The sequence below is a fragment of the Roseinatronobacter monicus genome (assembly GCF_006716865.1).
Taxonomy (GTDB): Bacteria; Pseudomonadota; Alphaproteobacteria; order Rhodobacterales; family Rhodobacteraceae; genus Roseinatronobacter; species Roseinatronobacter monicus.
The window spans coordinates 1,167,915-1,194,646 of sequence record NZ_VFPT01000001.1; the positions used below are offsets into that span (position 1 = coordinate 1,167,915).

Sequence of the window (26,732 nt, forward strand, 5' to 3'; positions counted from 1 at the left end):
GGCGTGCGTAAAATATGGACATGAAAGACCATTAAATTTGAAACCCTTGATCTCTTTGGTGCGTATCACACGCATGACCCCAGCAGCAAAAGTGTAACCCAGATGCTTGACCGTCATATCCGACCCTTCATCGACCCGCCGCTGAATAAGCTGGGGCAGCATGTCGCATTGATGGGGCTGAGTGCGAATATGGTGACGCTCGCGGGGCTGGCGCTGGGGCTGGCGGCAGGGCTTGCCATTGTCTTTGAGGCGTTTTTCGTTGCGATCCTGCTTATACTGGCGTCGCGGTTGGCGGATGGGCTGGACGGCGCTGTGGCGCGCGCGCGGGGCGTGACAGATTTCGGCGGCTATCTGGATATCACCTGTGACTACGTGTTTTATGCGACCATTCCACTGGCCTTTATCAGTCTAGACCCGCAGGCGCATGGCGTTGTGGGCGCATTCCTGCTGCTGAGTTTCTATGTCAATGCAGGGTCATTTCTGGGCTTTGCGGTGCTTGCCGAAAAGAAGAAAATGCGCAGCGATGCGCGGGGTGTCAAATCTTTGTATTTCACCGGCGGGTTGCTGGAAGGCACTGAAACCATAGCATTCTTTTTGCTTCTTTGCCTGTTTCCGACGGCATTCGTCCCGCTTGCCTTTGGCTTTGCGTTGTTATGCCTGATCACAGCGGTCGCGCGTGTCGCGTTGGCGGCAAAAGTGTTTCGCGACTGACCCATTCTGCAATCTGCGTTGCGCGTGACACACTCCGCGCTGTCAACTCGCCCCCCCCGCGCATTAACCCTTTCTTTACCATCCTCAGGTGTAGTGGTGCGCGTTGCAAGGGTTGGGCGATGGGTCATACTGTGGCATTTGATCAGGTAAGAACACCACACGCGCGGGTCAAACCAGTGTTGGAACTGGTGGTCCAGCGCAAACAAGACCCGGTCCGCCGGCAGCTTGGACAAATCCTGTTGGAAATGGGGCTGGTCACGGATGAAGACCTGATGCGCGCGCTCGAAACGCAGTCGCGGCAGGCCGGATTTCTGGGTGACATCCTTATCGCACGCAATCTTCTGACCGAGGCGCAGCTTTCCGAAGCCCTTGCGCAGCAGTATAACACCAGCTTTTTCACACAATCTCAGCCACTGCCGGACCCAAGCCTGATTGACCGTCTGGGCTTGCAACGCTGCCTGCGGATGCAATGTCTGCCGTGGCATCGCGCGGGGGACGTGACGGTCATTGCCTGTGCACGGCCTGCTGAATTTGTCCACCACAGGGCCGAACTGGAATTGTTGTTTGGTCATTTGGCAATGGTGGTCATCAGCGAAGATGACCTGCATGCAACTGTGCTCAGAACGCGCCGCAGCAGGTTGAAACTCTGGGCCGAAACCTGCGTCGCTGAAAGCGAGAGTTGCCGCAAGATGCATACGCGTTGGTTTGGCAATGTCCTGTGTCTGGGGTTTTTGTCCATTCTGGCGCTCGCGGCACTTGCGCCACTGACCACAATGTTGACGCTGACCCTTGTCGCCACGTTTTGTCTGACGGTCAACTCCTTGCTCAAGATTGCAGCCGCATTTGCCGCGTACCGCTCTCGCAGGGACCGGACCGAGCCGCCAGCACAGGGCGCGCAGTTTGTGCGCCTGCGCAAACCAGTGGTGTCCATTCTCGTGCCCTTGCACAATGAGCCGCTTGTGGTGCCGCGTCTGATCAACCGGCTTGCGCGCCTGACATGGCCACGCGAGCTGCTTGATATATTGCTGGTGGTGGAAGAGCATGATCACGCCACACGCACTGCGCTTGCTGCGTGCAATCTGCCGCGCTGGATGCGTGTGATCCCTGTGCCTGACGCACCGCTGAAAACCAAACCGCGCGCGCTAAATTATGCGATGCTGTTCGCGCGCGGTGCCATCATCGGGGTCTATGACGCGGAAGATGCGCCCGACCCGGCGCAGATTCACCATGTCGTGCAGTGTTTCCAGAATGGGCCGCCCAATCTTGCTTGCGTGCAAGGGGTGCTGGATTTCTACAATGCGCGCAAAAACTGGCTGTCGCGGTGCTTTGCGATAGAATACGCGACATGGTTCCGGGTCATTCTGCCGGGGATGCAACGCCTCGGGCTTGCTGTTCCCCTTGGCGGCACAACCCTGTTTTTCCGCCGTGATATTCTGGAAGCGTTGGGCGGGTGGGACGCCTATAACGTGACCGAAGACGCTGATCTGGGCATCCGGTTGGCGCGCCACGGCTATTACACACAGCTTCTCGATACAGTCACTCTGGAAGAAGCAAATTGCCGACCCATACCTTGGATCAAGCAACGCTCGCGCTGGCTCAAAGGGTATGCCGTGACTTGGCTGGTGCATATGCGTGCGCCACGGCAGTGCTGGAACCAACTTGGCGCATGGCGTTTTTTCGGTGTGCAGGTGCTGTTTCTGGGCACATTGGTGCAATTCATGCTGGCACCCCTGCTGTGGAGTTTCTGGCTGATGCTGCTGGGCTTTGGCCATCCGCTGCAATCACAGTTTGGCACCGGGGTCATGATTGCGTTTGTCACGGTGTTTCTGCTGTCCGAGGCCGTGACCATCAGCGTCGGCATTCTGGCCCTGAATGCCCGCTCTCACCGCCATCTGCGGCTGTGGCTGCCGACATTGCATGCTTATTTTCCGTTGGCCGTGCTGGCCGTCTATAAGGCGATGTATGAATTGATCATGGCACCCTTTTATTGGGACAAGACATCCCATAGCGATCAGGCCGCCGCATGTGACGATCTTCGCGTCGCGGGCCCAACGCACTAAGGCTGGCATGTGGACCTTGGCGCAGCAACGCGCTACCAAGGCGGCAGTTGATTTCAATTTTGCGGTCCAAAATGTTGTATTTTCTCAAACACAAGCTGGTCTTGCTGGCCACCCCCAAGACCGGCAGCACGTCATTGGAGCAGGCTTTGGCACCGCTGGCCGATATGGTCTTGCAAGGCGATCCGCGCATAAAACATTGCACATTTCAGCGCTACAAGTGGCGGATGGAGAAGTTCATCCAGATTTTCGAGCAGGACGCGCCACAAACCGCCGCTCTGATCCGCCACCCCGAAGACTGGCTTGGCAGCTGGTTTCGCTTTCGCCACGGCAGTTGGCTGGAAGGCACCGCGCGCAGCACACGGGGCCTGAGTTTCGAGCAGTTTGTCGAAGGGTATCTGTCAGACCCGCAACCTGCGTTTGCCGCCGTCGGGCAGCAGGCGAAATTCCTGACCCATCCCAAGACAGGTGAGACAGTCGATCACCTCTATCGGTATGACTGTATGCCTGCCTTTGTCGCGTTTCTGGAAGACCGCCTTGGCACCACGATCACGCTCGAACGCCACAATGTCTCGCCCACGCATCAGATCAGCTTGTCACCCGGCACGCGGGACCGGCTCCAGCAGCGCTACAGTGAAGATTACGCCCTATATGAAAATGCGCGGGGCAGCGCGTCGGGCTGAAGGCTTGCCTTCCCCGTCGTATTGGCGGCACAATACTTCAGGATACAGCTTTCGGGGGATGACATGAGCTTGGAGACACGCATCGCACAAGCCCGCGGCGAGGGGCCCGCCGATCTTGTGCTGCGCGGCGCCGAAGTGCTGTGCACGGTCACAGGCGAAATGATCGCAGGCGATGTCGCAATTTCTGACGGCATCATCATCGGCATCGGCGCCAGCTATGAGGGCCGCGAGAGTATCGATTTGTCGGGTCAGGTGCTGGTGCCGGGGTTTATCGACACGCATCTGCATATCGAATCCTCGCTGGTCACGCCGTTTGAATTTGACCGCTGCGTGGCCCCGCGCGGCGTCACCACGGCGATTTGCGACCCTCATGAAATCGCCAATGTCGCGGGCGCTGCGGGCATCCGCTACTTCCTTGACGCCTCTACCCGCACGGTCATGGATATTCGCGTGAACCTGTCCTCCTGCGTGCCCTCAACCCATATGGAAACAGCAGGCGCGGCCTTGGATGCGCAGGCGCTGATCGCTTTGGCCGACCATCCCCAGATCACCGGTCTGGCCGAATTCATGAATTTCCCCGGTGTCATTCACCGCGATCCGGGCTGTATGGAAAAGCTTCGTGCCTTTGCAGGGAGGCATATCGACGGGCATGCGCCGCTGCTCTCGGGGCGCGATCTGAACGCTTATGTGAGCGCGGGCATCCGCACCGAACACGAATCCACCTCAGCCGCCGAGGCGCGCGAAAAGCTGCAAAAGGGCCTGCGCTGCCTGATCCGCGAAGGCTCTGTCAGCAAGGATATGGTCGCGCTCGCCCCGTTGCTGACACCGATCACTGCACCTTATATGTGCCTGTGCACAGATGACCGCAACCCGCTGGACATTGCCGAGCATGGTCATCTCGACCATATGATCCGCTCCCTCATCGCCATGGGCTGCGACACGCTTGCCGTCTACCGCGCCGCCAGCCTGTCCGCGGCCGAGGCGTTCGGTCTGAAAGATCGCGGCCAGATCGCGCCAGGCAAGCGCGCCGATATCGTGGCGCTGCCCGATCTGGCGGAATGTCGCGCCTCTCTGGTCCTGTGTGCGGGGCAGGTGGTAAGTGACGCGGCCTTTGGCGCGCGCACGCTCATCCCGCCGGTCGCGCGCAATTCCGTGCGCGCCCCGCAGGTGACGGCCACCGATTTTCGCCATGCCGCCAACACCCCCAAGACATCGGTCATCGGCATCATCGAAGGTCAGATCATCACGGAGCATCTGCGCGAAGAAATCGCGCCAGACGGGGGCGACAAACGCCCCGATCCCGCCCGCGATCTGGCACGCGTCGCCGTGGTGGAACGGCATGGCAAAAATGGCAATATCGCCACAGGCTTCGTGCGCGGCTTTGGCATGACGCGCGGCGCGATCGCAGCGACTGTGGCGCATGACCACCACAATATCGTCGCTGTGGGCGTCGATTATGACGATCTGGCGCTGGCTGTGAACCGCTTGTCGGAAATCGAAGGCGGCTTTGTTGTGGCGGCCTCTGGGCAGGTTCTGGCCGAATTGGCGCTACCCGTCGCGGGCCTCATGTCACTGGAGCCGTATGAATCCGTTCATGCCGGGCTGGTAGTGCTGCGCAACAGCGCCAAATCGCTGGGTGTCACCTTGCAAGAGCCGTTCTTGCAGCTCGCCTTCATCGCGCTGCCTGTTATCCCGCATCTGAAAATCACCGATTTCGGCATGGTCGATGTCGACCGGTTCGAGGTGATCTGACACCTCCCCCATTTTCTTGCGCAAAATACTCCGGGGTCCGGGGCAGCGCCCCGGCGGCTGGCCCTAATGCGCCTCGGCCCATGTGTCGCCCACACCGGCGTCCACCACCAGCGGGACATCAAGGCGCAGCACGGGTTCTGACGCGGCTTCCATCACCGCGCGCACCTTTTCGGTCACCTCCTCAACCGCATCTTCGGCCACTTCAAAAACCAGTTCGTCATGCACCTGCAACAGCATCTTTGCGGGCAGATCAGCAATCACCTCGGGCAACCGGATCATGGCGCGGCGGATGATGTCGGCGGCAGTGCCCTGTATCGGGGCATTGATCGCGGCGCGCTTGGCAAAACCCGCGCCCGGCCCTTTGGTGTTGATTTCGGGCGTATGAACGCGCCGCCCGAACAATGTCTCGACCCGGCCTTCGCGTTTGGCGAATTCGACCGTTCCATCCATATAAGCGCGGATGCCGGGGAACCGCTCGAAATAGGTGTCGATAAAGGCCTGTGCGTCCGAGCGCGGAATGCGCAGATTGCGCGCCAGCCCGAAGCCTGAAATCCCGTAGATCACGCCGAAATTGATCGCTTTGGCCTGACGCCGAATCTCTGGCGTCATCTCGGCCAAGGGTACACCGAACATTTCAGACGCGGTCATCGCGTGAATATCCTGGCCCTCGCGGAAGGCGGCTTTCAGGCTGTCGATATCGGCAATATGCGCCAGAATACGCAGCTCGATCTGGCTGTAATCCAGCGCCACCAGCTTGTGGCCTTTCTCGGCCACAAAGGCCGTGCGGATGCGCCGCCCTTCCTCTGACCGGATGGGGATATTTTGCAGGTTGGGATCGGTCGAGGCCAGACGCCCGGTCACAGCACCCGTAATCACGTAGGACGTATGCACACGGCCTGTCTCGGGGTGGATGTGATCTTGCAATGCGTCGGTATAGGTGGATTTCAGCTTTGACAATTGCCGCCAGTCCAGCACGCGGGCAGGCAGATCATGGCCTTCGGCGGCCAGATCTTCCAGCACATCGGCGCCGGTGGCATATGCGCCGGTCTTGCCCTTCTTGCCGCCCTGCAACGACATTTTGTCAAACAGGATCTCGCCCAGTTGCTTGGGGCTGCCGACATTGAACCGCTCGCCCGCCAATTCGTGTATCTCGGCTTCCAGCCCCGCCATTTTCTGGGCGAACGCATTGGACATGCGCGACAGGATATCGCGGTCAACCTTGATCCCTGTGCGTTCCATCTGCGCCAGAACGGGCACCAGTGGCCGCTCCAGGGTCTCGTATACGCGGCTCACTTGTGCGCCATGCAGGCGCGGCTTGAACAATTCCCATAGCCGCAAGGTGATATCGGCATCTTCGGCCGCATAGCGCGTCGCATCGTCAATGCCCACGCGGTCAAAGGTGATGGCCGATTTGCCCCCTCCCAGCAATGTCTTGATCGGGATGGGCTGGTGGTTGAGGTAACGGTCTGACAGCGCATCCATCCCATGCCCGTGCAAGCCGCCATGCAGCGCATAGGACATCAGCATCGTATCATCTATGGGCGACACCGATATGCCAAGATTGGCAAATATCTTGGCATCATATTTCATATTCTGACCGATTTTCAGGATGGCCTGATCTTCCAGAACCGGCTTCAACAGGGCCAGCACGTCGTCTAGCGCAAGCTGCCCCGCAACCAGTTCTGTGCTGCCGAACAAATCACCGCCCCCCGCGCGATGCTGCAAAGGAATATAGGCCGCGCGCCCCGCTGTCAGGCACAGCGATATGCCCACCAGTTCTGCGCGCATTTCATCCAGCGAGGTCGTCTCGGTGTCGACCGCGACATAGCCGATCTCTTCGATCTCGCTGATCCATGTTTTCAACGTGCCCAGATCGCGGATGCAGATGTAATCCGCCTTGTCGAAATCCGGGTGGTCTGGTGCCTTTGCCTCTGCCGTCTCAGTCTGGCCGGTGGCAGTCGATTGCGGCAGGGCAGGGGGTTCGGTTCCGAAATGCTCGGCCACGCGCCGGGTCAGAGTGCGGAATTCCATGTCATTGAGAAAGCCCAGCAGCGCCTGCGCATCCGGCGCGCGGACTTCCAGATCGTCCAGCGCGAAATCCAACGGGGTCTTGTCATCCAGCAGCACGAGCCGCTTGGAAATGCGGATCAGGTCTGCATTGTCGATCAAGGCGGCGCGGCGCTTGGGCTGCTTGATTTCTTCTGCCCGCGCCAGCAGGGTTTCAAGATCGCCATACTCATTTATCAAAAGCGCCGCGGTCTTGATCCCGATGCCGGGCGCGCCGGGCACGTTATCGACCGAATCGCCTGCAAGCGCTTGCACATCGGCCACGCGCTCAGGCCCGACCCCGAATTTCTCGCGCACTTCCTCGACGCCGATCAGCTTGTTTTTCATCGGCTCCAGCATCTCGACGCCGCCACCGACAAGCTGCATCAGATCCTTGTCGGACGAGATGATGGTGACCCGCCCGCCTGCTTCGCGCGCCTGCCTCGCAAGAGTGGCGATGATGTCATCGGCTTCAAAATCCTCGATCTCTATGGTCGCAAGATTGAAGGCGCGGCTGGCATCGCGGGTCAGCGGGAATTGCGGGCGCAGGTCTTCGGGCGGCTCTGGGCGGTTGGCCTTATAGAGGTCGTAAATCTCGTTGCGGAATGTCTTGGAGGAATAGTCAAAGATCACGGCGGCATGGGTGGGCGCGTCGGCACTTGCGCCATTCTCGCCCAAGTAGCGCCACAGCATGTTGCAAAACCCCGCCACGGCCCCTACAGGCAGCCCGTCAGATTTGCGCGCGAGCGGCGGCAGCGCGTGATAGGCACGGAAGATATAAGCCGATCCGTCGATCAGATGCAGATGGCAGCCTTTTCCAAAGCCCGTTTCGCTATCGCTCATGGCTGGTTCCTCTCGCCGGTGTTATTTTGGCGTTTAAGCGGCGGCATCATCCGCGAAGTCGCGGTGAATGAAGCGCTTGTCGCAATAGGGGCATTCGACCGCGCCTGTTTCATGGCTGAGCGACAGCCAGACGCGCGGATGCCCCAGTGCACCCTCTCCCCCATCGCAGCACACGCGCATTGCGGTGACGATTTCGGTTTCCGGTGCGTCATGGGAAAACGGCGATGTCATGATCTGTCTTATCCTTGTCGCTGAGCGCCTGGTGCCTTAGATGCTGCATCATACTGAAAACGCAAGCCGCGACAAGAGCGGGGCGAGGAAAGACGAGGCAAACATGACCCAACAGGCCATTGAAATCACCGGCCTGCGCAAGACCTACGCAGGACAAAAAGGCGCAGGTCCGAAAGAGGCGCTGAAGGGCATTGACCTGTCTATTCCCGCAGGCAGCATTTTCGGATTGCTCGGCCCCAATGGTGCAGGCAAATCAACGCTGATCAATATTCTTGCAGGGCTGGTGACGAAAACAGGTGGCCATGTGGGGATTTGGGGGTTCGATCAGGACATCAACCCCCGCCAGTCGCGTGCGGCCATTGGTGTGATGCCGCAAGAGTTGAACATGGACCCGTTTTTCACCCCGCGCGGTGCGTTGGAGGTGCAGGCAGGTCTGTATGGTGTGCCAAAATCCCAGCGCCGCACCGATCAGATCCTTGAGATGATCGGCCTGTCAGACAAGGCCGACGCTTATGCCCGCACGTTGTCGGGCGGGATGCGCCGCCGGTTGCTGCTGGGCAAGGCGCTGGTGCATGCCCCGCATGTGCTGGTGCTGGACGAGCCGACCGCCGGTGTGGATATCGAGTTGCGCCAGATGTTGTGGTCGAATGTGCGCAAGCTAAATGAACAGGGTATGACAATCATTCTGACCACGCATTACCTGGAAGAAGCCGAACAGATGTGCGACGAAATCGCCATCATCGATCATGGCCGCGTGATTATCCGCGACAAGACCTCGGCATTGTTGGGCAGGCTGGATGCGAAAACCCTGCTGTTCCGGCTTGAGACGCCCTTGCCAGAGCTGGCCCTGCCAGAGCAAGTCCGCCAGGAAATACGCAGTGACGGGCGGTTGTCGGTGACCTATCGGCGCAGCGTTACGACAGCGGGGGAAATCCTGAGCGCAGTCTCGGCTGCGGGTGGGATCGTTCTGGATGTGACAAGCGAAGACCCTGATCTGGAAGATGTGTTCCTGTCCCTGACAGCGGGCACGCATGCCTGAGCGCTTGGCGGGTGTGATAGCAGTTAAGCGTCGTTCTGAATGTCGCTGCTTTCAGAGCGCCTTAAGCTGATGCGGGTAATGCGGTTGCCATCGCGTGTCAGCACCTTGAAGCGGAAGCCGTGAAAGGAAAACACCTGCCCCTCATCGGGGATGGATTGTGCTTCATGGATCACCAGCCCTGCAACGGTCACAGCCTCTTCATCGGGCAGCGACCAGTCGAGGGTCCGGTTGAGGTCACGAATGGTCATTGCCCCGTCAACCAGCACTTCGCCCGCCTCGCCGCGTTCCACCTCGGGGGCGTGGGTGGTGTCATATTCATCTTCAATCTCGCCCACGATTTCTTCAAGAATATCCTCAAGCGTGATCAAACCGTGCAGCGCGCCGTATTCATCGACCACCAACGCAAAATGGCGGCGCAGGCGCAGGAATTCCTGCATCTGTTCGTCCAGCGGCGTGGTTTCCGGCACAAAATAGGGCGGGCGGGCCAAGGCACTCAGATCAAGCTTGGCCACAGCGGAATAGGCCCCCCCGGCCTCTGTCACCAGCCCATGCATTTCGCGCACCAGATCGCGGACGTAGAGAATGCCGATAATATTCTCTGGGTCTTCGCGGTACATCGGCAGGCGCGAGTGCGGTGAATTGATACATTGCGCGATAATCTCTTCAATCGGGTCGTCGACATTCACCGTTTCTACCTGAGAGCGGTGGCGCATGATCTCCTCAACCGTGCGTTCAGACAGGTCAAGCGCGCCCAGCAACCGGTCACGATGTTCTTTCTCGACCGAGCCCGATGAATGCCCCAGCGCCAAAGTGCCCGCGATTTCCTCATGCACGGACATGATTTGCCTGTCGGGGTCGATACTGACGCCGAACACCGCCAGCACCCGGCGCACGATAAAGCGCACAACACTAACGATGGGCGAGAAAACCGCCACCACCCAGCGCAGGGCAGGGGCCACACGCGTCGCGGCCGATTCGGGGTTGGAGATGGCATAGGTCTTGGGCAGGACTTCGGCGAATATCAGCACCAGCAAGGTCATGACCAGCGTTGCAATAGCCACACCGCTATCCCCGAACAGGCGTGTGAACAGCGCCGTGGCCAGCGATGCGGCCAGAATGTTAACCATATTATTGCCAAGCAGGATGGCGCCGATCATCCGCTCGCTATCTTCGGTCAAGGCCAACGCCTTTTGTGCGCCAAGCGCGCCCTTGTCGGCCTGCGCCTTTAGCTTGCCACGGCTGGACGCTGTCAGCGCTGTTTCAGACCCCGAGAAGAACCCCGAGATCACCAGAAGCAGCAGGATCGCGCCCACACTCGTCCAGAAAGCAGTATCAAGATACGCGGCGAAATCGCCCATGTGTCTTCAAATCCCGATGTCAAAACGCGAACGCGCTTTTATTGGTCATAATTCTTTGGCAAGGGCGCGTCCAGCATTACCCCGTCATGGCTTGACCCTGTGCGCGAGTTTGGTCACTAGATCGCCTATGTTCGCAGATGAAACCTTAGATCAGATTAACCGGAGGTTCCAGTTCCTCGAGGCCCGCCTGATGGAGGGGGTCGCGCCCACCGAGATTGCGGCGCTAACACGCGAATACGCTGAATTGAAACCCGTGGTCGCCCAGATCGCGGCCTATCAGCAGGCAAACAAGGCTTTGGCCGAAGCAGAGGTGATGCGCGCAGACCCTGAAATGCGCGCATTGGCCGAGGAAGAACTGGCGCAGTTGGAAGAAGAACTGCCCAGACTGGCGCAGAACCTGCGACTGGCGCTGTTGCCCAAAGATGCCGCCGATGCCCGCCCCGCACTGATCGAGCTGCGCCCCGGCACTGGTGGCGAGGAAGCCAGCCTTTTTGCCGGTGATTTGCTGCGCATGTATCAGCGTTACGCCGAAAACCGTGGCTGGCAGGTTCAGATGGTCAGCCAGTCCGAAACCGAACTGGGCGGGTTGCGCGAGGCGGTGATGCGTATTGCGGGCGAAGGTGTGTTCGCGCGGTTGAAATTCGAATCAGGTGTGCACCGCGTTCAGCGCGTGCCGGTTACGGAATCAGGTGGACGCATTCATACCTCAGCCGCCACCGTCGCTGTCCTGCCTGAAGCGGAGGAAGTTGATATTGATATTCCTGCGCAAGATATCCGCATCGACACGATGCGCGCCTCTGGGGCAGGGGGGCAGCATGTGAACACAACCGATTCGGCTGTCCGGATCACGCATATCCCGACCGGCGTTGTGGTCACCTCATCCGAGAAATCGCAGCACCAGAACCGGGCAATTGCGATGCAGGTTCTGCGCGCCAAGCTGTATGATATGGAGCGCCAGCGCGCCGCAACCGACCGCGCCGATACGCGCAAGGCGCAGGTCGGCTCTGGCGACCGCTCGGAGCGCATCCGCACGTATAATTTCCCCCAAGGGCGCCTGACGGACCACCGCATCAACCTGACGCTCTACAAGCTGGATGCGGTCATGCAAGGCGATCTGGACGAGGTGTTTGATGCCCTGACCGCCGCAGATCAGGCCGCGCGTCTGGCTGAGATGGAGGCATGATGCTGGCGCAAGGGTTGCTGGCCGAAGGGGTAGGCACATTGAAAGCGGCAGGTATAGATGGCGCGGCGCGCGATGCTCGCTGGCTTTTGGCACATGCGCTGGGTATCGGGCGCGACCGGTTGGCGCTGGCCTTGGCGGACCCGGTGACGCAGGCACAGCAAAGCCAGTTCCGGCAGGCGATTGCTGCGCGCGCGCGCCACCAGCCAGTGGCACAGATCATTGGCAAGCGGCTGTTCTGGGGGCAGAGCTTTCATGTCACCCCGGACGTACTGGACCCGCGCCCCGAAACCGAAACGCTGATTGACTGCGCTTTGAAAAAACCTTTCAGTTCTGTGCTGGATCTGGGCACAGGCAGCGGGGCAATTCTGCTAAGCTTGCTGGCAGAGCGCACGGATACCGTCGGTGTAGGTGCGGACCTCTCACCCAAGGCTTTGGACGTCGCGCGGCGCAATGCCGAAGCGTTGGGGCTGGCGGCGCGGGCAGAGTTTGTGCAGTCAGACTGGTTCGACGGGGTGAGCGGAAAATTTGATCTGCTCGTCTCGAACCCGCCATATATCGCCGCGCCTGACCATGCTGCGCTTGCGCCTGAGGTGCGGGACTGGGAACCCCGGATGGCGCTCGTTCCCGAAGATTGCGATGGCAGCGGTCTTGCCGCCTACCGCGCAATCATAGCACAGGCCCCTGAGCATCTGACCAGGGGGGGCTGGCTGATGGTCGAGATCGGTCTGGGGCAGGGTGCTGATGTTCTGGCGCTTGCCACGCAGGCGGGGCTGGTTAACGGCAACGTCATCCCGGATATGACCGGTCGGGGGCGTGTGGTGATCGCGCAGGTTGTGTGACAGGCGCGTTTTTATGACAAATCCGCACGATGTCGCCAAGTTTCCACATTTTCTGGCTCAGGGGCTTGTCATAGCCCCCCAGCCGTGCAAGATGCGCGTGTAAACAGCGAACGTGGGGACGCGTCGCGCCTTACATTCCCTTATAGCAGTCTTGGTATTTCGAAAACGATTTGCTTAGGCCAAGACTGCGTTCATGCCATGACAGGCAGGATATATTAAAGCATGAGATCTACCAACAAACGCTCGCGTTCGAAACCGAACCGCCCAAAATCGCTTGGAAACATCGTCAACCGTGTGTTCGACAGTTCCGGGCCAGAAGGCAAGGTCCGCGGAACGCCGCAACAGATCATTGAAAAGTATCAGGCCTTGGCGCGCGATGCGCAGGTGTCTAATGACCGCGTGGCCGCCGAAAATTTTCAGCAGCACGCCGAGCATTACACCCGCATGTTGGCGCAAGCCCAACGCGAGATGATGGCCGAGCAGGAAGCGCGTCGCCAACAGCAGGATGACCGCAACCGCCAGCAGGACGACCGCAACCGTCAGCAAGACGATCGCAATCGCAATGGTCAGCAAGATGACCGGGGTCAGCATTCGGCGCGTCGTCATGACAATCGGCGCCAGAATGAGGATGCATCCCCTCAGCAAAACCACGGCCATTCCGGCGGTGGCGCGCATGAGCGCGAATCGCAAAATGCCTTTGCTGTTCAGGACTTCACTCAGGACGCGGATGAGGCAACTCTGGTAGAAACACCCGAGAGCAAGTCTTTGCGCAACGAGCCTGCTGCGCACACAGCGCCAGCATCCGAGCCTGCCCCGACGCCCGAGGCTAAACCTGCGAACCGGCGCAAGCCACGGGTTGCCAAGAAGCCTGCGGAAACAGCGCCCGACGCCCCTCAGCCGCAAGCGACTGAAGGCGAGGAAAAGCCAAAGCCCCGTCGTGCGCCACGCAAACCGCGCAAGACGGAAGCCGAAGGCACGGACAAGACATCCTCAGCGGCAGAATAACATTCTCGCGCCCGGCCAAAAGCCGGGGGCGGGCCTACAGGTTGGCGGTGACTTGCGGCAATATGCCGATGGCCGTTGCGCCGTTCAGAACGAACTGAACGGATAGCGCAGCCAGCAACAGCCCGAACAACCGTGTGACCACCATTGTTCCTGTGCGCCGTAGCAACCGCTCGATCAGCCCGGCGGACAGGAAAGCCAAAAATACCAGCAAGATAACGACCAGCATTACTGCGGTCACAAGGGCCACGCCTTGGGCTGTCCGCCCCGCGTCACCAATCAGCAGCACCATAGAGGCCATAGCACCCGGTCCCGCGATCAGCGGCATCGCAAGCGGAAACACCGAAGGGTCATCCGCAGGTGCGCCATCGCCCTCATCGGCATGATCGCGGCGGCGTTGTGTGCGGCGGTCAAACAGCATGTCCAATGCGGTCAGGAACAGCAATATCCCGCCTGCGATCTGAAACGCGGGCATGGAAATGCCGATAAAGCGCAAGAAGTCCTCGCCCGCGACCCCGAACAGCGCCAACAGGATGGCCGCGATGATGCAGGCCCGCACGCCGATTGCACGCCGTTTGGCCGTGTCCATACCTTGGGTCAGCGCCAGAAACAGCGGCGCTGTGCCAATAGGGTCGATCACCACAAACAAGGTGACAAAGGCGGTCATCAGAAAGGCAATATCAACAAGGTCCAACACGTGTTCACACCGCCTTGAAATGCTTGGCCAGCTTCAACCCTTGCCCCTGATAATTCGAGGCAAGGTCCGCGCCATACAAACGCTCTGGCCGCTCTGACATTCGTTCATAGACCAGCCGACCGACAATCTGCCCATGCTCCAGAACAAATGGGGCCTCGTGGCAGCGCACTTCCAGCACGCCGCGCGCGCCTGTGCCACCAGCGGCGGCATGTCCGAAGCCGGGGTCGAAGAAGCCCGCGTAATGCACACGAAACTCGCCCACCATCGCCAGATAGGGGGCCATTTCTGCGGCATAATCTGGTGGAATATGCACGGCCTCTCGGCTGACAAGAATATAGAATGCGCCGGGGTCGAGGATAATCTGCCCATCCTTGCTGTGCAATTTTTCCCAGAACTCGGCTGGATCATAAGCGCCGATTCTGTCCATATCGATCACGCCGGTATGGGGTTTGGCGCGGTAGCCAACCAGCGTGCCTGATGTCGGGCGCAGATCAACCGAGAAGCCCAACCCCTCGGAAATGACCGGTTCACCGGGCACAAGCGATTGCGCTGCGTGCAGATCAAGCAACTCCGCATCGTTAAGAACGGCATGGCCCTTGCGAAAGCGGATCTGGTTCAGGCGCATTCCGGGCCGCACCAGCACCGAGAACGAGCGCGGGCAGATTTCAGCATAGAGTGGTCCGCAATAGCCTTCGGCCACGCGGTCAAACTCGACCCCTTCATCGGTGATGATGCGTGTCAGCAGGTCCAGCCGCCCGGTCGAGCTTTTGGCATTGGCCACGGCCTGAATACCCATGGGCAGGTTCAACGACTCCATCAAGGGCACGACATAGACGCAGCCCTTCTCAAGGACAGCACCTGCGCCAAGGTCCATCTGGTGCATTTCCAGCTCTGCCAAACGGTCCGCGACGCGCCGCCCCTTGCCCGCCAGAAACGAGGCTCGCACCCGCCATGCCCGCGTACCCAGACGCAGATCAAGGCTTGCGGGCTGAATCTGTGCCTCTGTTATGGCGGGGTCTGCATGGATCACACCCTGTGCCGCCATCGCGCGCAAGGTCTGTGCCGGTAGAACCCCGATATCTGACATGACGTGTGTTCCTGCTACATTGATGCTGCTGTCGTCCTTACAGAAGCAGAGCGGGGCAGGGAAGCCCATCGCATACTGCACCCTCGGGCATAAGTTGCAAGATTACGGCACATACCTTAGCATTTCACGACCAGACCGCAAAAAAGGGACGCAACCATGGATCGTGATACTTATGTCGAGAAGATGAAGGCCAAGATTGATGAATGGAATGCCGAGATTTCAAAGCAGGAGGCCAAGGCCCGTGTGGCACAGGCAGATATGAAGCTGAAATATGAGGATCAGGTCACTGAAATGAAGGCACAGCGCGACGCGTTCGAGGCAAAATTGCGCGAAGCCCGTGAAAGCAATGAAAAAGCCTGGGATGATATGCGCGACGGTTTTGAAAAGGCGTGGCATGACATGGCACGGGCATTTGACAGCGCGATGAAACGGTAATCCCGGCACGGGAAAACCGGACCACCCTATAGTTTCCGATATTGAAAAGTGGTCGGGCTAGCAGGACTTGAACCTGCGACCTTCCGTCCCCCAGACGGACGCGCTACCAGACTGCGCCATAGCCCGACACTATGTGCGGACTATCTACCCGATTCACGCGTGAGGGCAAGGGTGAATTCCGGCGCAGATATACAAATTCTGCGCCGCGATTCAGCCAGATTTCTGCATACGGGCAAGCAGCGCTTCAAGTCTTGCAACCAAGGGGGCCGCCTGTTTCAGGCGCTCAGGCTGTGGCACGTTCTGGCGCAATGCATGGGCGAGAGCGGCCGGACGGATCTGTGCGCGCCGCTTCGGGCTGTCGAGATTGGCAAAGGCATTTCGCGGCCCTGCGTCGTCAATGTCAGACTTGGGGCTTGCGTCGGACGGGGGCGGGACGGGCGCGGTCGCGGCGCTGTCAGGCACCTCGTCAGAGGGGAGGGCGGCGCTCTCTGGGACATGCTCGGGGGGGGCAGCGGCGGGTGCGTCATCCGGCGCAGCTTCGGCATCTGTGCCCACCGTTGCGTCTGGCGCAGGGCTTTCGGGCTGTGATGGTGGCGTGTCCATCTGCTGCGATTTGTCGGCGTCATGTGCAGGCCGCTTGGCGGTTGGATGCAAGTCCACAATATTGGTATGTGCGTCGACCGCGTCTTCGTTCAGGTCCGCAACGACAGCCATCTGAGCGACATGGCGCGCGCCTTTTTCAACCAGAAGCTTTTGCACGCCCCGAATCGTCATGCCCTGATCGTGCAGCAAGGTCTTGATACCTGACAGCAGGTCAATATCGGCGGGGCGATAATATCTGCGCCCGCCCGCGCGTTTGACAGGCTTTATCTGAGAAAACTTGCTTTCCCAAAACCGCAGCACATGCGCTGGGGTTTGCAATGCATCCGACGCCTCGCTGATTGTGCGAAACGCGTCCGGTGCTTTCCGCATGGATCAATCCTGACTTCTATTGCCTTCGGCCACACGCTCTTTCATCAGATGTGACGGCCGGAAGGTCAGAACGCGGCGCGGTGAAATCGGAACTTCCTCGCCGGTCTTTGGGTTGCGCCCGATGCGGGCGTTCTTGTCGCGCACAGAGAAGGTGCCAAAGGACGAAATCTTGACCTGCTCACCGTTGGCCAAGGCGTCAGACACGTGCTGAAGCACGGCATCGACAAGCGCCGAGGAGTCATTGCGCGACAGGCCAACCTCTCGGAAAACTGCTTCGGTCAAATCCATACGCGTCAGTGTCTTGTTTGACATATCGTCCCCCGGCGTTTTTCGCAGCATGGGGGAAAGTGTTTTTCGAGTCAATATCAGGGGCTTGCTGCTTGGCGTTAAACCGCCAAATGATCTGTTACCAGCGCAGCGTCACCGCGCCCCAACTCAGCCCGCCGCCAATCGCTTCGGTCAGGATCAGATCGCCGGGCTTGAACCGCCCATCTGCATTGGCAACCGACAACGCAAGCGGGATCGATGCGGCAGAGGTATTGCCGTGATCCTGCACTGTGACGATGACACGCTCCATCGGAACGCCCAGTTTCTGAGCGGTTCCTTTGATGATGCGCAGATTGGCCTGATGGGGCACCACCCAGTCAACATCCGCAGCACTCAGTCCGGCCTTGTCCAGCGCAGAGGTTGCCGTCTCGGCCAGTTTCTCGACCGCGTGGCGAAACACCTCGCGCCCCTGCATGCGCAGCACGCCTGCATTGCCTGTCCGTGATACGCCGCCATCGACATAAAGCAGGTCACGGTAGCGCCCGTCAGAGTTCAGATCACAGGCCAGAACCCCGCGATCGGTGTTTGCACCCGTTCCGGGCTGCCCTTCGAGAACGACAGCGCCCGCGCCATCGCCAAACAGCACGCATGTGCCGCGATCTGTCCAATCCATGATGCGCGAGAAGGTTTCAGCCCCGATGACCAGCACGCGCTGCGCCTGTCCGGCGGCAATCAGTCCACTGGCATTCGCCAGCGCAAAGACGAAGCCCGCGCAGACGGCCTGAATGTCAAAGGCGAAGCCCTTGGTCATGCCCAATGCCGCTTGCACTTGCGTGGCAACAGCGGGAAAGGTGAAATCTGGTGTCGACGTGGCGACGATAATCGCGTCCAGATCGGTCGCGTCCATGCCGGCATTTTCCAACGCGGCGCGCGCGGCATGAATCGCAAGGTCGGATGTGAACTCGTCTTCTGCCGCGAAATGTCGCCGCTCAATCCCAGAGCGGGAGACGATCCAGTCATGGCTGGTATCGAGCGTCTTTGAAAACTCGGTATTGGGGACGACACGTGTGGGCAGATAATGGCCGGTTCCCCGAATCACAGGTCTTATCATGGTCATGATTGCCCCATCTGCTTGCCTTGCTCTGCCCCTCCATCGTCGGATGACGGGACTTCCTTGCTAAGTAGGTTTTCTTGTTGTGCATCTGCAACTGTCGCCAGTCGCTCTGCCATGCGGTCCTGAAAGCCGGAACGCGCCAAAGTGAAGGCCAGCTTGATCGCGGCGGACACACCTGTCGCATCGGCGGAACCATGCGATTTTACGACGGTCCCGTTCAGGCCCAGAAACACACCGCCATTCATACGACGCGGGTCCATGCGTTTGCGCAAGCGCGCCAAGGGTGCTGTCGCAAGCAACGCTGCGAGTTTTGACGGCAGGTTGGCGGTCAGTTCCTCGCGCAATGTGTCGCTGATCAGTCGGGCCGTGCCCTCGGCTGTTTTGAGGGCGACATTGCCTGTAAAGCCATCGGTGACAATGACATCCACATGATCCGAAGGCAGGTCATTGCCTTCGACAAAGCCCACAAATTCATAGCGGCCAATTTCTGCTGCATCCGCAATCAGGCGTGCGGCCTCTTTTATTTCGGCGCGGCCCTTGTGTTCTTCGGTACCGACATTCAGCAGCCCGACGCGCGGGCGCGCAGTGTCGAATGCGTTGCGGTAATAGGCAGAGCCCATCAAAGCATATTGCAGCAGCGATTCCTCGTCGGCGCGCACGTCTGCGCCCACGTCCAGCATGGTATTGAACCCGCTTTTGCCGCGCGATGGCCAAAGGCACGCGATTGCAGGGCGATGCACCCCGTGCAGCTTGCGCAGCCGCAACATGGACACCGCCATCAATGCACCGGTATTGCCACAGGACACAGCGGCTTGCGCGTCATTGTCGCGCAACGCGGTCAGGGCGGACCACATAGATGTATCACGCCCTCTGCGCATCACCTGCGAGGGTTTGTCATCCATCTGGACAACATCGGGGCTGTGGTGAATTTGCGTTATGTCGGCAAGCACCGGAAAGCGCGCGACAGCCGCGCGCAACGTCGCTTCATCCCCATGCAGGATAAACGCGATCTCGGGGTTCTTGGCCGCAGACAGGGCGCAACCTTCGACAACAGCAGCGGGGCCTTGATCGCCCCCCATTGCATCCACGGAAATCGTGACTTTGTTGTTTTCAGTTTGCGTCATGCCGTGCGGCGCGCTTGTCATGTGTCACCCCGGAACGGGACACGCAGTCTTTATGCTGCGTCATCTTCCAGATCGACATCGCCAACCTGTGCCACGACTTCGCGGTCATTATAGTGACCACAAGATGGGCACACGTGGTGCGGGCGCTTCAGCTCGCCACAATTCGAGCACTCGTTTGGATTGGCTGCGACCAGTGCATCATGTGCACGGCGCTGGTTGCGGCGGGAACGGGTAACGCGGTTCTGTTGAACAGCCATGGCAGACCTCTGTGTCAGGGCATCCGGACTGCTTGCCCAGTATGGGCCTGTCCCGACGCGAAAGCGGAAAGATGCGATTTGGCGCGGCATACACGGATTGGACGATGCTTCCAAGCCCCCAATGCACGAGCCGCGCAAAATAGTGATTTTTTATGACCCCGCAAGATCTATTCAAACGATTTGGGGGTATCTTCTTCGGCGCGTTCCAGTTTTGCCTTGAGGTCAGCCAGACCTGCAAAGGGTTTGTGCGTTTGCTGGGGCAGGGGGGCTGCGCCTGGTGGCGTCTGTTCCAGATGGCCCTGCTCGGACAGGTTTGCATTCTCTGCCCTTGGGAAAGCGGGCAGCGCCAAAGTCAGCGCTTCGAGAGCGATGGCGCTTATGTCAATCACCTGACCAAGGGCCTCAATGCTGTCATCTTCGGGCATCTCGATCTCATGCGCGTCGGGTTCGGGCAGATCCGCCAGAAAACGGCGCGTCACGCGTTCGTCGATTCGGCTGGTCACCGGGGCAAGTGTAATCGCGCAAGGCTGCACGACAGTTGCGCCCATGACGCCCACAAGTTCCCAGTCACTTTTGCCCAGCGGGCGCAATTCGCCATGGAAGCGGAACTTGCGCAGCGCGTCCAGCCCCAGCATCTGCGCAATCTCTTGGCGTTGGGCGGCGTCTGGTTGCAGGTCGATCTGTTGCAGCTTGCGGCCGCCGATCTGACCAACCCGCAAAGGCGTCATCAAAGAGACGGATGTTATCGGTGGGGGTGTCTGGGACAATTCGGGCCTATCTTTCATTCTGGCGTATCGACAACAGTATATAAGTGGTTTCGTTCCTTTCTTGAAGTGCGCGGCGTCCTTCTGTATCCCTGATTTGGAAGAAAGTGCGCAGGACTTGCTGTCAGGCAGCAGAACGGGCGTATATTCCGATGATACAAATGCGGGCGCGTAGATTGAGGAAGCAATAGTCAGATGAAAACACTTGCGATTCGGCTCGTCCTTCCGGCGCTGATTCTGGTTCTTGCCAGTTGCAGCCCGATCCAGCGTTTTCATGGCTATGCGCCCGATGATACGCAGCTTGCAGAAATCGAAGTCTCGCGTGACACCCGTGAGACAGTGGCCGAGAAAATCGGCACGCCCGGCATGATGGGTGTGATGGAAGGCTCTGCTTGGTATTATGTGCAAAGCGATTGGGAGCATGGCGGCCTGCGCCCCCCGACAGAAGTGCGGCGCGAAGTCGTGGCCATCTCCTTTGATGATGGCGGTCGCGTGACCAACGTGGAACGCTTTGGTCAGGAACAGGGCGAAGTGGTTGCCCTGTCGCGGCGCGTCACATCGACGGGGCCGACCGGCATGACATTGCTGCGCCAGCTTCTGAGCAATTTCGGACAGTTCAACCCAGCGCAAATGCTGGGTGGCGGGTGATATAGATACAGGGCGCGCCGATGTCGGGCGCGCTGCTTGAGCGATTCGGACGTTTGGCAAGATCAGGGCGCTACGTGTGACTGACAAGCTGCGCCATATACACGACCCGCTTGACCTGCACTTCCGGCTGGGTGTGTTCCACGCAAGCCTTGCACAAACCCCAGACCAGATGGCGGCAGTTCACAAGTTGCGATCCGTGCGCTTTCGCAATGCGAGTGCCGCGGGCGACATGGACCGGTTTGACCCGCTGTGCCATCACCTGATGATCTGCACCCCGCCGGAGCGTGACCCCATATGCGTTGCACGTTTTCGCATTCTGGCAGGGAAGGATGAGATTTCTTCCAGCTACTCGGGTCAGTTTTATGATCTGACAGCCCTAGCCCGCAGCGGGCAGCGGCTGGTCGAGGTTGGCCGGATCTGCATCGATGAACAGCACGCCCAAGATGTCGATGTTGCGCGCGCGCTGCTGGCGGCACTGACACGGATCACCTCGGATTGCGCGGCAGATATGCTGATTGGATGCGCTTCTTTTTCCGGGGCAGACCCGCAAGCGCATGGGGATGCCTTGCGCTATCTGTTTGGCAGGCATATGGGACCGGCAACTTTGCGGCCAAGCAAACATAAGGGGCTGCGGCATATCACGTCAGCGGACGGGCAAGAGGCCAATCAGGCGGATATGCGCCATGTGCCAGCGCTGTTGCGTCTGTATCTGGGCATGGGCGGCTGGGTTTCAGACCATGCTGTGTGCGATCACGAGTTGGACACTGTGCATGTGTTTACAGCAGTCGAGGTGAAAGCCATTCCACCTGCCCGCCTGCGCACGCTACAAGCCCTCGCGCAAGATGACGACGCAGCACCCAGACCTGAATCTTGATCTGCCAGCGTTGTTTTTTCGTCGCAAAAAACTTATATCTTTCGACCAGGCACGCGGTCGCAGTGCAGCAACGACAGGAAAAGCAAGATGTCACCCCGTAGCGAGCATGAAACGCGGCGCAAGCCCAATATTTCCCGATTGGACCCGGTCTGGGCGCGCATCCGTGAGGAAGCGCAAGAGGGTCTGGAACGCGAACCGCTGTTGGGCGGGATGTTTCATTCCTCGATCCTGCACCATCGCACTCTGGAACAGGCGCTGGCCTTTCGATTGTCGCAGAAGCTGGCCTCGGCTGAAATGTCGGAGCAAATCCTGCGCGAGATTATGGACGAAGCGCATGCCGATGACCCCTCTCTTGGCGAGGCGGCGCGCGCGGATATCGTGGCCACGTTCGAGCGTGACCCTGCCTGCAACCGCTTCATGAAGCCACTGTTGTATTTCAAGGGGTTTCAAGCGGTGCAAGCCTATCGTATCTCGCATTGGCTGTGCCAGCAGGGCCGTGCGGATTTCGCCAGCCTGTTTCAGATGCGTGCATCTGAATGCTTTGGCGTCGATATTCACCCCGGCGCACAGATCGGCAAGGGCATCATGATCGACCACGCCCATTCCATCGTGATTGGCGAAACTGCCGTGGTTGGCGACAATGTCTCGATGCTGCATTCGGTAACTTTAGGCGGCACCGGCAAATCCGATGGCGACCGTCACCCCAAGATCGGCAATGGTGTGCTGATCGGGGCAGGCGCCAAGGTGCTGGGCAATATCCATGTGGGCGATTGTGCCCGTGTGGCCGCAGGATCGGTGGTGCTGGAAGATGTGCCTGCGCGCAAGACCGTTGCGGGCATCCCCGCGCGGATCGTGGGCGAGGCAGGTTGCGCGCAACCCTCCCTGACGATGGATCAGTTGTTCAACGGCGAAATCTGAGCAGGTCACGCGGCGCATTCACGATGTTGCGCGGCAAATCCTGTATTCGTGATTTGAAAAGGGGGCGCGCACGCCCCCTTTTTTAATGTCAGGCCAACATTGTGACCGGGTTTTCCAGACAGGCCACAACCTCTTTCAGGAATTCAGCCCCCAGCGCGCCATCAATCACGCGGTGATCGACCGAAAGCGTCATGGACATCACTGTGGCGACCTTCAATTCACCATCACTGCCGACCACAGGCTTTTTCAGACCCGCACCTACGGCAAGGATTGATCCATGCGGCGGGTTGATGACGGCATCGAAATTCTCGATCCCGAACATGCCCAGATTGGAAACCGCCATTGCCCCGCCGATATATTCATGCGGTGCCAGTTTCTTGTTCCGGGCGCGGCCAGCAAGGTCTTTCATCTCGGCTGACAGGGCAGAGAGGGATTTGAGATGTGCGTCTTTCAAGACGGGCGTGAACAGCCCCCCCTCGACCGCCACGGCCACGGTCACATCTGATGGCTTGAGGCGCAGCATGCGGTCCCCGGCCCAGACTGCGTTGCAATCCGGAACAGCCTGCAAGGCCATTGCGCAGGCCTTGATGATGAAGTCATTGACCGACAGCTTTACACCACGCGCCTCTAGCTGTTTGTTCAGATCGGCGCGGAATTTCATCAGCGCATCGAGCTGCACTTCGCGGCGCAGATAGAAATGCGGGATCGTCTGTTTGGCCTCTGTCAGGCGAGCGGCAACAGTTCTGCGCATACCGTCAAGTTTGACTTCCTCATACGCGCGTCCGTCATACATCTTGGCGACCTGCTCGGCCGTTGGCCCAGTGGCCATTGCGGCAGCGGCAGGAGCGGCTTTTGGTGCGGTGTCGGCTTTGGCCGCGCTCGCCTGTGCTGGCTTGGCATCTGCCACATCGGCCTTGACGATACGCCCATGCGGACCAGAACCGCTGATCTGCGTCAGATCAAGGCCCTTCTCTGCCGCAATGCGCCGCGCCAGTGGCGAGGCGAAGATGCGCTCGCCATCGGCCTTGGGTGCAGGTGGTGCAGAGGGGGCGGGCGCGTCGGAGCCCCCTTCGGGGGCCGCCTTCGCACCCGCGTCGGCGGCTGGCGCCGCCTCCGGCTTCTTGGCCGAGGCGGTCTTGATGTCGCTGGCGCTTTCACCCTCGGCCAGCATAACCGCAATCGGCGTGTTGACCTTTACCGCGTCGGTGCCCGCCTCGATCAGGATCTTGCCGATGACCCCTTCATCCACGGCCTCGAATTCCATCGTGGCCTTGTCAGTCTCAATCTCGGCAATGATGTCGCCAGAGGCGACGCTGTCGCCTTCCTTGACAAGCCATTTTGCCAGCGTCCCTTCTTCCATCGTGGGGGACAGTGCAGGCATCAGGATCTCTGTTGGCATCTTGGTCCCTCCCTCTTAGCGATACGTGACTTTATGCACCGCTGCGACCACTTCATCGGTCGTCACCAGTGCAAGCTTTTCAAGATTGGCGGCATAGGGCATGGGCACGTCCTTGCCCGCCAAGTTGATGACCGGCGCGTCCAGATAGTCGAACGCACGCTCCATCACGACCGAGGTGATGTAATTGCCGACAGACCCTTGCGGATAGCCTTCTTCGACCGTCACCAGACGGTTGGTCTTCATGACCGAGGCCAGAATTGCATCCGTATCCATAGGCCGGATCGTGCGCAGGTCGATCACCTCGGCGCTGATCCCGTCCTTGGCCAGACGCTCTGCCGCTTCCAGCGCATAGGTCATGCCGATCCCGAAGCTGACAATGCTTACATCGGTGCCTTCGCGCCAGATTTTTGCTTTGCCGAAGGGCACAGTGAAATCCTCCAGATCGGGCACATCGAAGCTGCGACCATAGAGGATTTCATTCTCTAAAAAGATCACGGGGTTCGGGTCGCGGATGGCCGTTTTCAACAGGCCTTTTGCATCTGCTGCCGAATAGGGCATGACAACTTTCAGACCCGGAATCTGGGCATACCATGCCGCATAGCACTGGCTGTGCTGCGCGCCTACGCGCGCAGCGGCACCATTGGGGCCACGGAACACGATAGGACAGCCCATTTGCCCGCCAGACATATAGAGTGTCTTGGCAGCAGAGTTCAGGATCTGGTCGATCGCCTGCATGGCGAAGTTGAAGGTCATGAATTCAACAATCGGGCGCAGCCCGCCAAAGGCAGCACCCACACCAATACCCGCAAATCCGTGCTCGGTAATGGGGGTGTCGATCACACGGCGTGGGCCGAACTCATCCAGCAACCCTTGGGTGATTTTGTAGGCGCCCTGATATTCGGCCACTTCCTCGCCCATCACGAAGACTTCGTCCGCGCTGCGCATTTCTTCGGCCATCGCGTCGCGCAAGGCTTCGCGCACGGTCTGGGTTTTCATCTTGGTGCCTTCGGGCCAGTCGGGCGATGTGTCGGCCTTCGGGGCGGCGGGGACCGGGGCTGCGCTGGCGGGGGCGGCGGTCTTGCCTTCCTCGCCATTCAGCGCCGCAGGTGCGGGCGCAGTTTCGGCCTTTGCGCCCTCGGCGGGGACATCCTCGCCCTCAGCGACCAGAATGGCGATGGGGGTGTTGACCTTGACGCCTTCGGTGCCCGCTTCGATCAGGATTTTGCCCATCACGCCTTCGTCGACGGCTTCAAATTCCATCGTGGCCTTGTCGGTCTCGATCTCGGCGATAATGTCGCCAGAACTGACTGTATCGCCCTCTTTCACAAGCCATTTGGCCAGTGTGCCTTCCTCCATCGTGGGAGAGAGTGCCGGCATAAGTATTTCGGTTGCCATAGTTTTTATCCTCCCGAGCGCTTCACGCGTAGATATCTGTCCAAAGTTCATCGAGCGCAGGCTCAGGGCTCTCTTTCGAGAACTCGGCCGCCTCGTTGACGATGGCCTTGATCTCTTTGTCGATGGCCTTGAGGTCGTCCTCGGTGGCATGTTTGCCTTGCAGCAGCAATTCGCGCACATGCTCGATTGCGTCGCGTTCCGTGCGCATCTTCTGCACTTCGTCGCGGGTCCGGTATTTGGCGGGGTCAGACATCGAATGGCCGCGGTAGCGGTAGGTCATCACCTCAAGGATATACGGGCCCTTGCCCGAGCGGCAATGCGCCACGGCCTTTTCGCCAGCGGCCTTGACGGCCAGCACGTCCATGCCGTCCACCTCTTCGCCCTTGATGCCATAGGCGGCACCACGTTCCCACAAGGATGGCGATTTTGTTGCGCGCTGGACTGATGTGCCCATCGCGTATTTATTGTTCTCGATCACGAAGATGACTGGCAAATCCCAGAGCATGGCCATGTTGTAGGTTTCGTAGACTTGCCCCTGATTGGCCGCGCCGTCGCCAAAATAGGCGAAGGTGACATTGTCATTGCCCTTGTATTTGTCCGAAAATGCCAGACCGGCCCCAAGCGGCACTTGCGCACCAACAATGCCATGACCACCATAAAAATGCTTTTCTTTCGAGAACATGTGCATGGAGCCGCCCTTGCCGCGCGAATAGCCGCCCTCGCGCCCGGTCAACTCGGCCATCACGCCTTTTGGGTCCATACCGCAGGCCAGCATATGGCCGTGGTCGCGGTAGGATGTGATGCGTTTGTCGCCCTCTTTTGCGGCTGCTTCCAGACCAACGACAACGGCTTCCTGCCCGATGTAAAGGTGACAAAAGCCCCCGATCAGGCCCATTCCATAAAGCTGGCCTGCCTTCTCCTCGAATCGGCGGATCAACAACATGTCGCGGTAATACGCCTGAAGTTCCTCGGCGGATACGTTAGACTTGGCAGTGGATTTTCGTGTGGCCATATGCGGCACCTCCTCCCGTGAAGCG

At 59.5% G+C, this 26,732-nt stretch carries 26 protein-coding genes and 1 tRNA gene; 12 read left to right on the forward strand and 15 right to left on the reverse strand.

Features of this window, described 5'->3' with window-relative positions; all coding sequences use genetic code 11:
• The first annotated feature begins 102 nt into the window (after nt 1-102).
• The 4 genes from BD293_RS05395 (at nt 103) to ade (ending at nt 5,203) form a co-directional block, all read left to right on the forward strand.
• Nucleotides 103-711, forward strand: a complete 609-nt coding sequence (locus BD293_RS05395) for a CDP-alcohol phosphatidyltransferase family protein (RefSeq protein WP_142080202.1) — start codon at nt 103-105, stop codon at nt 709-711.
• A 119-nt stretch (nt 712-830) separates the two neighbouring features.
• Nucleotides 831-2,771, forward strand: coding sequence for a glycosyltransferase (locus BD293_RS05400; RefSeq protein WP_170207066.1), 1,941 nt, complete (start codon nt 831-833; stop codon nt 2,769-2,771).
• A gap of 71 nt (nt 2,772-2,842) precedes the next feature.
• Nucleotides 2,843-3,451, forward strand: a complete 609-nt coding sequence (locus BD293_RS05405; RefSeq protein WP_142080204.1) for a gamma-glutamyl kinase — start codon at nt 2,843-2,845, stop codon at nt 3,449-3,451.
• 63 nt (nt 3,452-3,514) lie between these two features.
• Nucleotides 3,515-5,203, forward strand: a complete 1,689-nt coding sequence (gene ade, locus BD293_RS05410; RefSeq protein ID WP_142080205.1) for an adenine deaminase — start codon at nt 3,515-3,517, stop codon at nt 5,201-5,203.
• A 63-nt stretch (nt 5,204-5,266) separates the two neighbouring features.
• On the opposite strand, the gene polA is transcribed toward ade, so the two are convergent.
• Both polA and BD293_RS05420 read right to left on the reverse strand, forming a co-directional pair.
• Nucleotides 5,267-8,092 carry a DNA polymerase I gene (gene polA / locus BD293_RS05415; protein ID WP_142080206.1) on the reverse strand — a complete coding sequence of 942 codons (2,826 nt, stop codon included), beginning with the start codon at nt 8,090-8,092 and terminating at the stop codon, nt 5,267-5,269.
• A 33-nt stretch (nt 8,093-8,125) separates the two neighbouring features.
• Nucleotides 8,126-8,323: a zinc-finger domain-containing protein gene (locus BD293_RS05420; RefSeq protein ID WP_142080207.1), complete on the reverse strand. Its 198-nt coding sequence runs from the start codon at nt 8,321-8,323 to the stop codon at nt 8,126-8,128.
• A 103-nt stretch (nt 8,324-8,426) separates the two neighbouring features.
• On the opposite strand from BD293_RS05420, the gene BD293_RS05425 reads away from it, so the two are divergent.
• On the forward strand, nt 8,427-9,362 hold the full coding sequence (locus BD293_RS05425) for an ABC transporter ATP-binding protein (RefSeq protein WP_142080208.1): 936 nt from the start codon (nt 8,427-8,429) through the stop codon (nt 9,360-9,362).
• A 23-nt stretch (nt 9,363-9,385) separates the two neighbouring features.
• On the opposite strand, the gene BD293_RS05430 is transcribed toward BD293_RS05425, so the two are convergent.
• Nucleotides 9,386-10,720, reverse strand: a complete 1,335-nt coding sequence (locus tag BD293_RS05430; protein WP_142080209.1) for an HlyC/CorC family transporter — start codon at nt 10,718-10,720, stop codon at nt 9,386-9,388.
• A 127-nt stretch (nt 10,721-10,847) separates the two neighbouring features.
• Here BD293_RS05430 and prfA point away from each other — a divergent pair, with 127 nt between their 5' ends.
• The 3 genes from prfA to BD293_RS05445 all read left to right on the forward strand — a co-directional run bounded on the left by prfA (nt 10,848) and on the right by BD293_RS05445 (nt 13,747).
• Complete coding sequence (gene prfA / locus BD293_RS05435) at nt 10,848-11,903, forward strand: peptide chain release factor 1 (RefSeq protein WP_142080210.1); 1,056 nt, start codon at nt 10,848-10,850, stop codon at nt 11,901-11,903.
• Nucleotides 11,903-12,742: a peptide chain release factor N(5)-glutamine methyltransferase gene (prmC, locus tag BD293_RS05440; protein ID WP_425467944.1), complete on the forward strand. Its 840-nt coding sequence runs from the start codon at nt 11,903-11,905 to the stop codon at nt 12,740-12,742. The genes prfA and prmC overlap by 1 nt, the downstream gene beginning before the upstream one ends.
• Nucleotides 12,743-12,964: 222 nt before the next feature.
• Entirely contained in the window at nt 12,965-13,747 is a 783-nt protein-coding gene (locus BD293_RS05445) for a DUF4167 domain-containing protein (RefSeq protein WP_142080212.1), read from the forward strand.
• Nucleotides 13,748-13,781: 34 nt separating this feature from the next.
• Here the strand turns inward: BD293_RS05445 and BD293_RS05450 are convergent, their stop codons facing one another.
• Both BD293_RS05450 and BD293_RS05455 read right to left on the reverse strand, forming a co-directional pair.
• Nucleotides 13,782-14,411 carry a MarC family protein gene (locus BD293_RS05450; protein WP_142084341.1) on the reverse strand — a complete coding sequence of 210 codons (630 nt, stop codon included), beginning with the start codon at nt 14,409-14,411 and terminating at the stop codon, nt 13,782-13,784.
• Between the two features lie 34 nt (nt 14,412-14,445).
• Complete coding sequence (locus BD293_RS05455; protein ID WP_142080213.1) at nt 14,446-15,528, reverse strand: 2'-deoxycytidine 5'-triphosphate deaminase; 1,083 nt, start codon at nt 15,526-15,528, stop codon at nt 14,446-14,448.
• 156 nt (nt 15,529-15,684) lie between these two features.
• On the opposite strand from BD293_RS05455, the gene BD293_RS05460 reads away from it, so the two are divergent.
• Complete coding sequence (locus BD293_RS05460) at nt 15,685-15,963, forward strand: sll1863 family stress response protein (RefSeq protein ID WP_142080214.1); 279 nt, start codon at nt 15,685-15,687, stop codon at nt 15,961-15,963.
• Between the two features lie 49 nt (nt 15,964-16,012).
• Here the strand turns inward: BD293_RS05460 and BD293_RS05465 are convergent.
• The 7 genes from BD293_RS05465 to BD293_RS05495 form a co-directional block, all read right to left on the reverse strand.
• Nucleotides 16,013-16,089: transfer RNA gene (locus BD293_RS05465), tRNA-Pro, on the reverse strand.
• Between the two features lie 84 nt (nt 16,090-16,173).
• Nucleotides 16,174-16,935, reverse strand: a complete 762-nt coding sequence (locus BD293_RS05470) for a MerR family transcriptional regulator (RefSeq protein ID WP_142080215.1) — start codon at nt 16,933-16,935, stop codon at nt 16,174-16,176.
• Between the two features lie 3 nt (nt 16,936-16,938).
• Entirely contained in the window at nt 16,939-17,247 is a 309-nt protein-coding gene (gene ihfA / locus BD293_RS05475) for an integration host factor subunit alpha (protein ID WP_142080216.1), read from the reverse strand.
• A gap of 94 nt (nt 17,248-17,341) precedes the next feature.
• A complete protein-coding gene (locus BD293_RS05480) occupies nt 17,342-18,313 on the reverse strand; it encodes a beta-ketoacyl-ACP synthase III (RefSeq protein ID WP_211841061.1) in 972 nt (323 codons plus the stop codon).
• A gap of 2 nt (nt 18,314-18,315) precedes the next feature.
• A complete protein-coding gene (gene plsX, locus BD293_RS05485) occupies nt 18,316-19,461 on the reverse strand; it encodes a phosphate acyltransferase PlsX (protein ID WP_142080218.1) in 1,146 nt (381 codons plus the stop codon).
• 29 nt (nt 19,462-19,490) lie between these two features.
• Entirely contained in the window at nt 19,491-19,697 is a 207-nt protein-coding gene (gene rpmF / locus BD293_RS05490) for a 50S ribosomal protein L32 (RefSeq protein WP_142080219.1), read from the reverse strand.
• A 167-nt stretch (nt 19,698-19,864) separates the two neighbouring features.
• Nucleotides 19,865-20,482 carry a YceD family protein gene (locus tag BD293_RS05495; protein ID WP_246086223.1) on the reverse strand — a complete coding sequence of 206 codons (618 nt, stop codon included), beginning with the start codon at nt 20,480-20,482 and terminating at the stop codon, nt 19,865-19,867.
• A gap of 174 nt (nt 20,483-20,656) precedes the next feature.
• Between BD293_RS05495 and BD293_RS05500 the strand changes: the two genes are divergently transcribed.
• From BD293_RS05500 to cysE, 3 genes are all read left to right on the forward strand, one after another.
• Complete coding sequence (locus BD293_RS05500; protein WP_142080220.1) at nt 20,657-21,109, forward strand: outer membrane protein assembly factor BamE; 453 nt, start codon at nt 20,657-20,659, stop codon at nt 21,107-21,109.
• A 76-nt stretch (nt 21,110-21,185) separates the two neighbouring features.
• On the forward strand, nt 21,186-21,983 hold the full coding sequence (locus BD293_RS05505; protein ID WP_142080221.1) for a GNAT family N-acetyltransferase: 798 nt from the start codon (nt 21,186-21,188) through the stop codon (nt 21,981-21,983).
• A gap of 87 nt (nt 21,984-22,070) precedes the next feature.
• Entirely contained in the window at nt 22,071-22,901 is an 831-nt protein-coding gene (gene cysE, locus BD293_RS05510) for a serine O-acetyltransferase (protein ID WP_170207067.1), read from the forward strand.
• 88 nt (nt 22,902-22,989) lie between these two features.
• Here cysE and BD293_RS05515 read toward each other — a convergent pair whose 3' ends face one another.
• The 3 genes from BD293_RS05515 to pdhA are packed head-to-tail and all read right to left on the reverse strand — an operon-like array spanning nt 22,990 to nt 26,707.
• Entirely contained in the window at nt 22,990-24,300 is a 1,311-nt protein-coding gene (locus tag BD293_RS05515; protein WP_142080222.1) for a pyruvate dehydrogenase complex dihydrolipoamide acetyltransferase, read from the reverse strand.
• Between the two features lie 15 nt (nt 24,301-24,315).
• Nucleotides 24,316-25,695: a pyruvate dehydrogenase complex E1 component subunit beta gene (locus BD293_RS05520; protein ID WP_142080223.1), complete on the reverse strand. Its 1,380-nt coding sequence runs from the start codon at nt 25,693-25,695 to the stop codon at nt 24,316-24,318.
• Between the two features lie 22 nt (nt 25,696-25,717).
• Nucleotides 25,718-26,707, reverse strand: a complete 990-nt coding sequence (pdhA, locus tag BD293_RS05525; RefSeq protein ID WP_142080224.1) for a pyruvate dehydrogenase (acetyl-transferring) E1 component subunit alpha — start codon at nt 26,705-26,707, stop codon at nt 25,718-25,720.
• Nucleotides 26,708-26,732 lie beyond the last annotated feature (25 nt).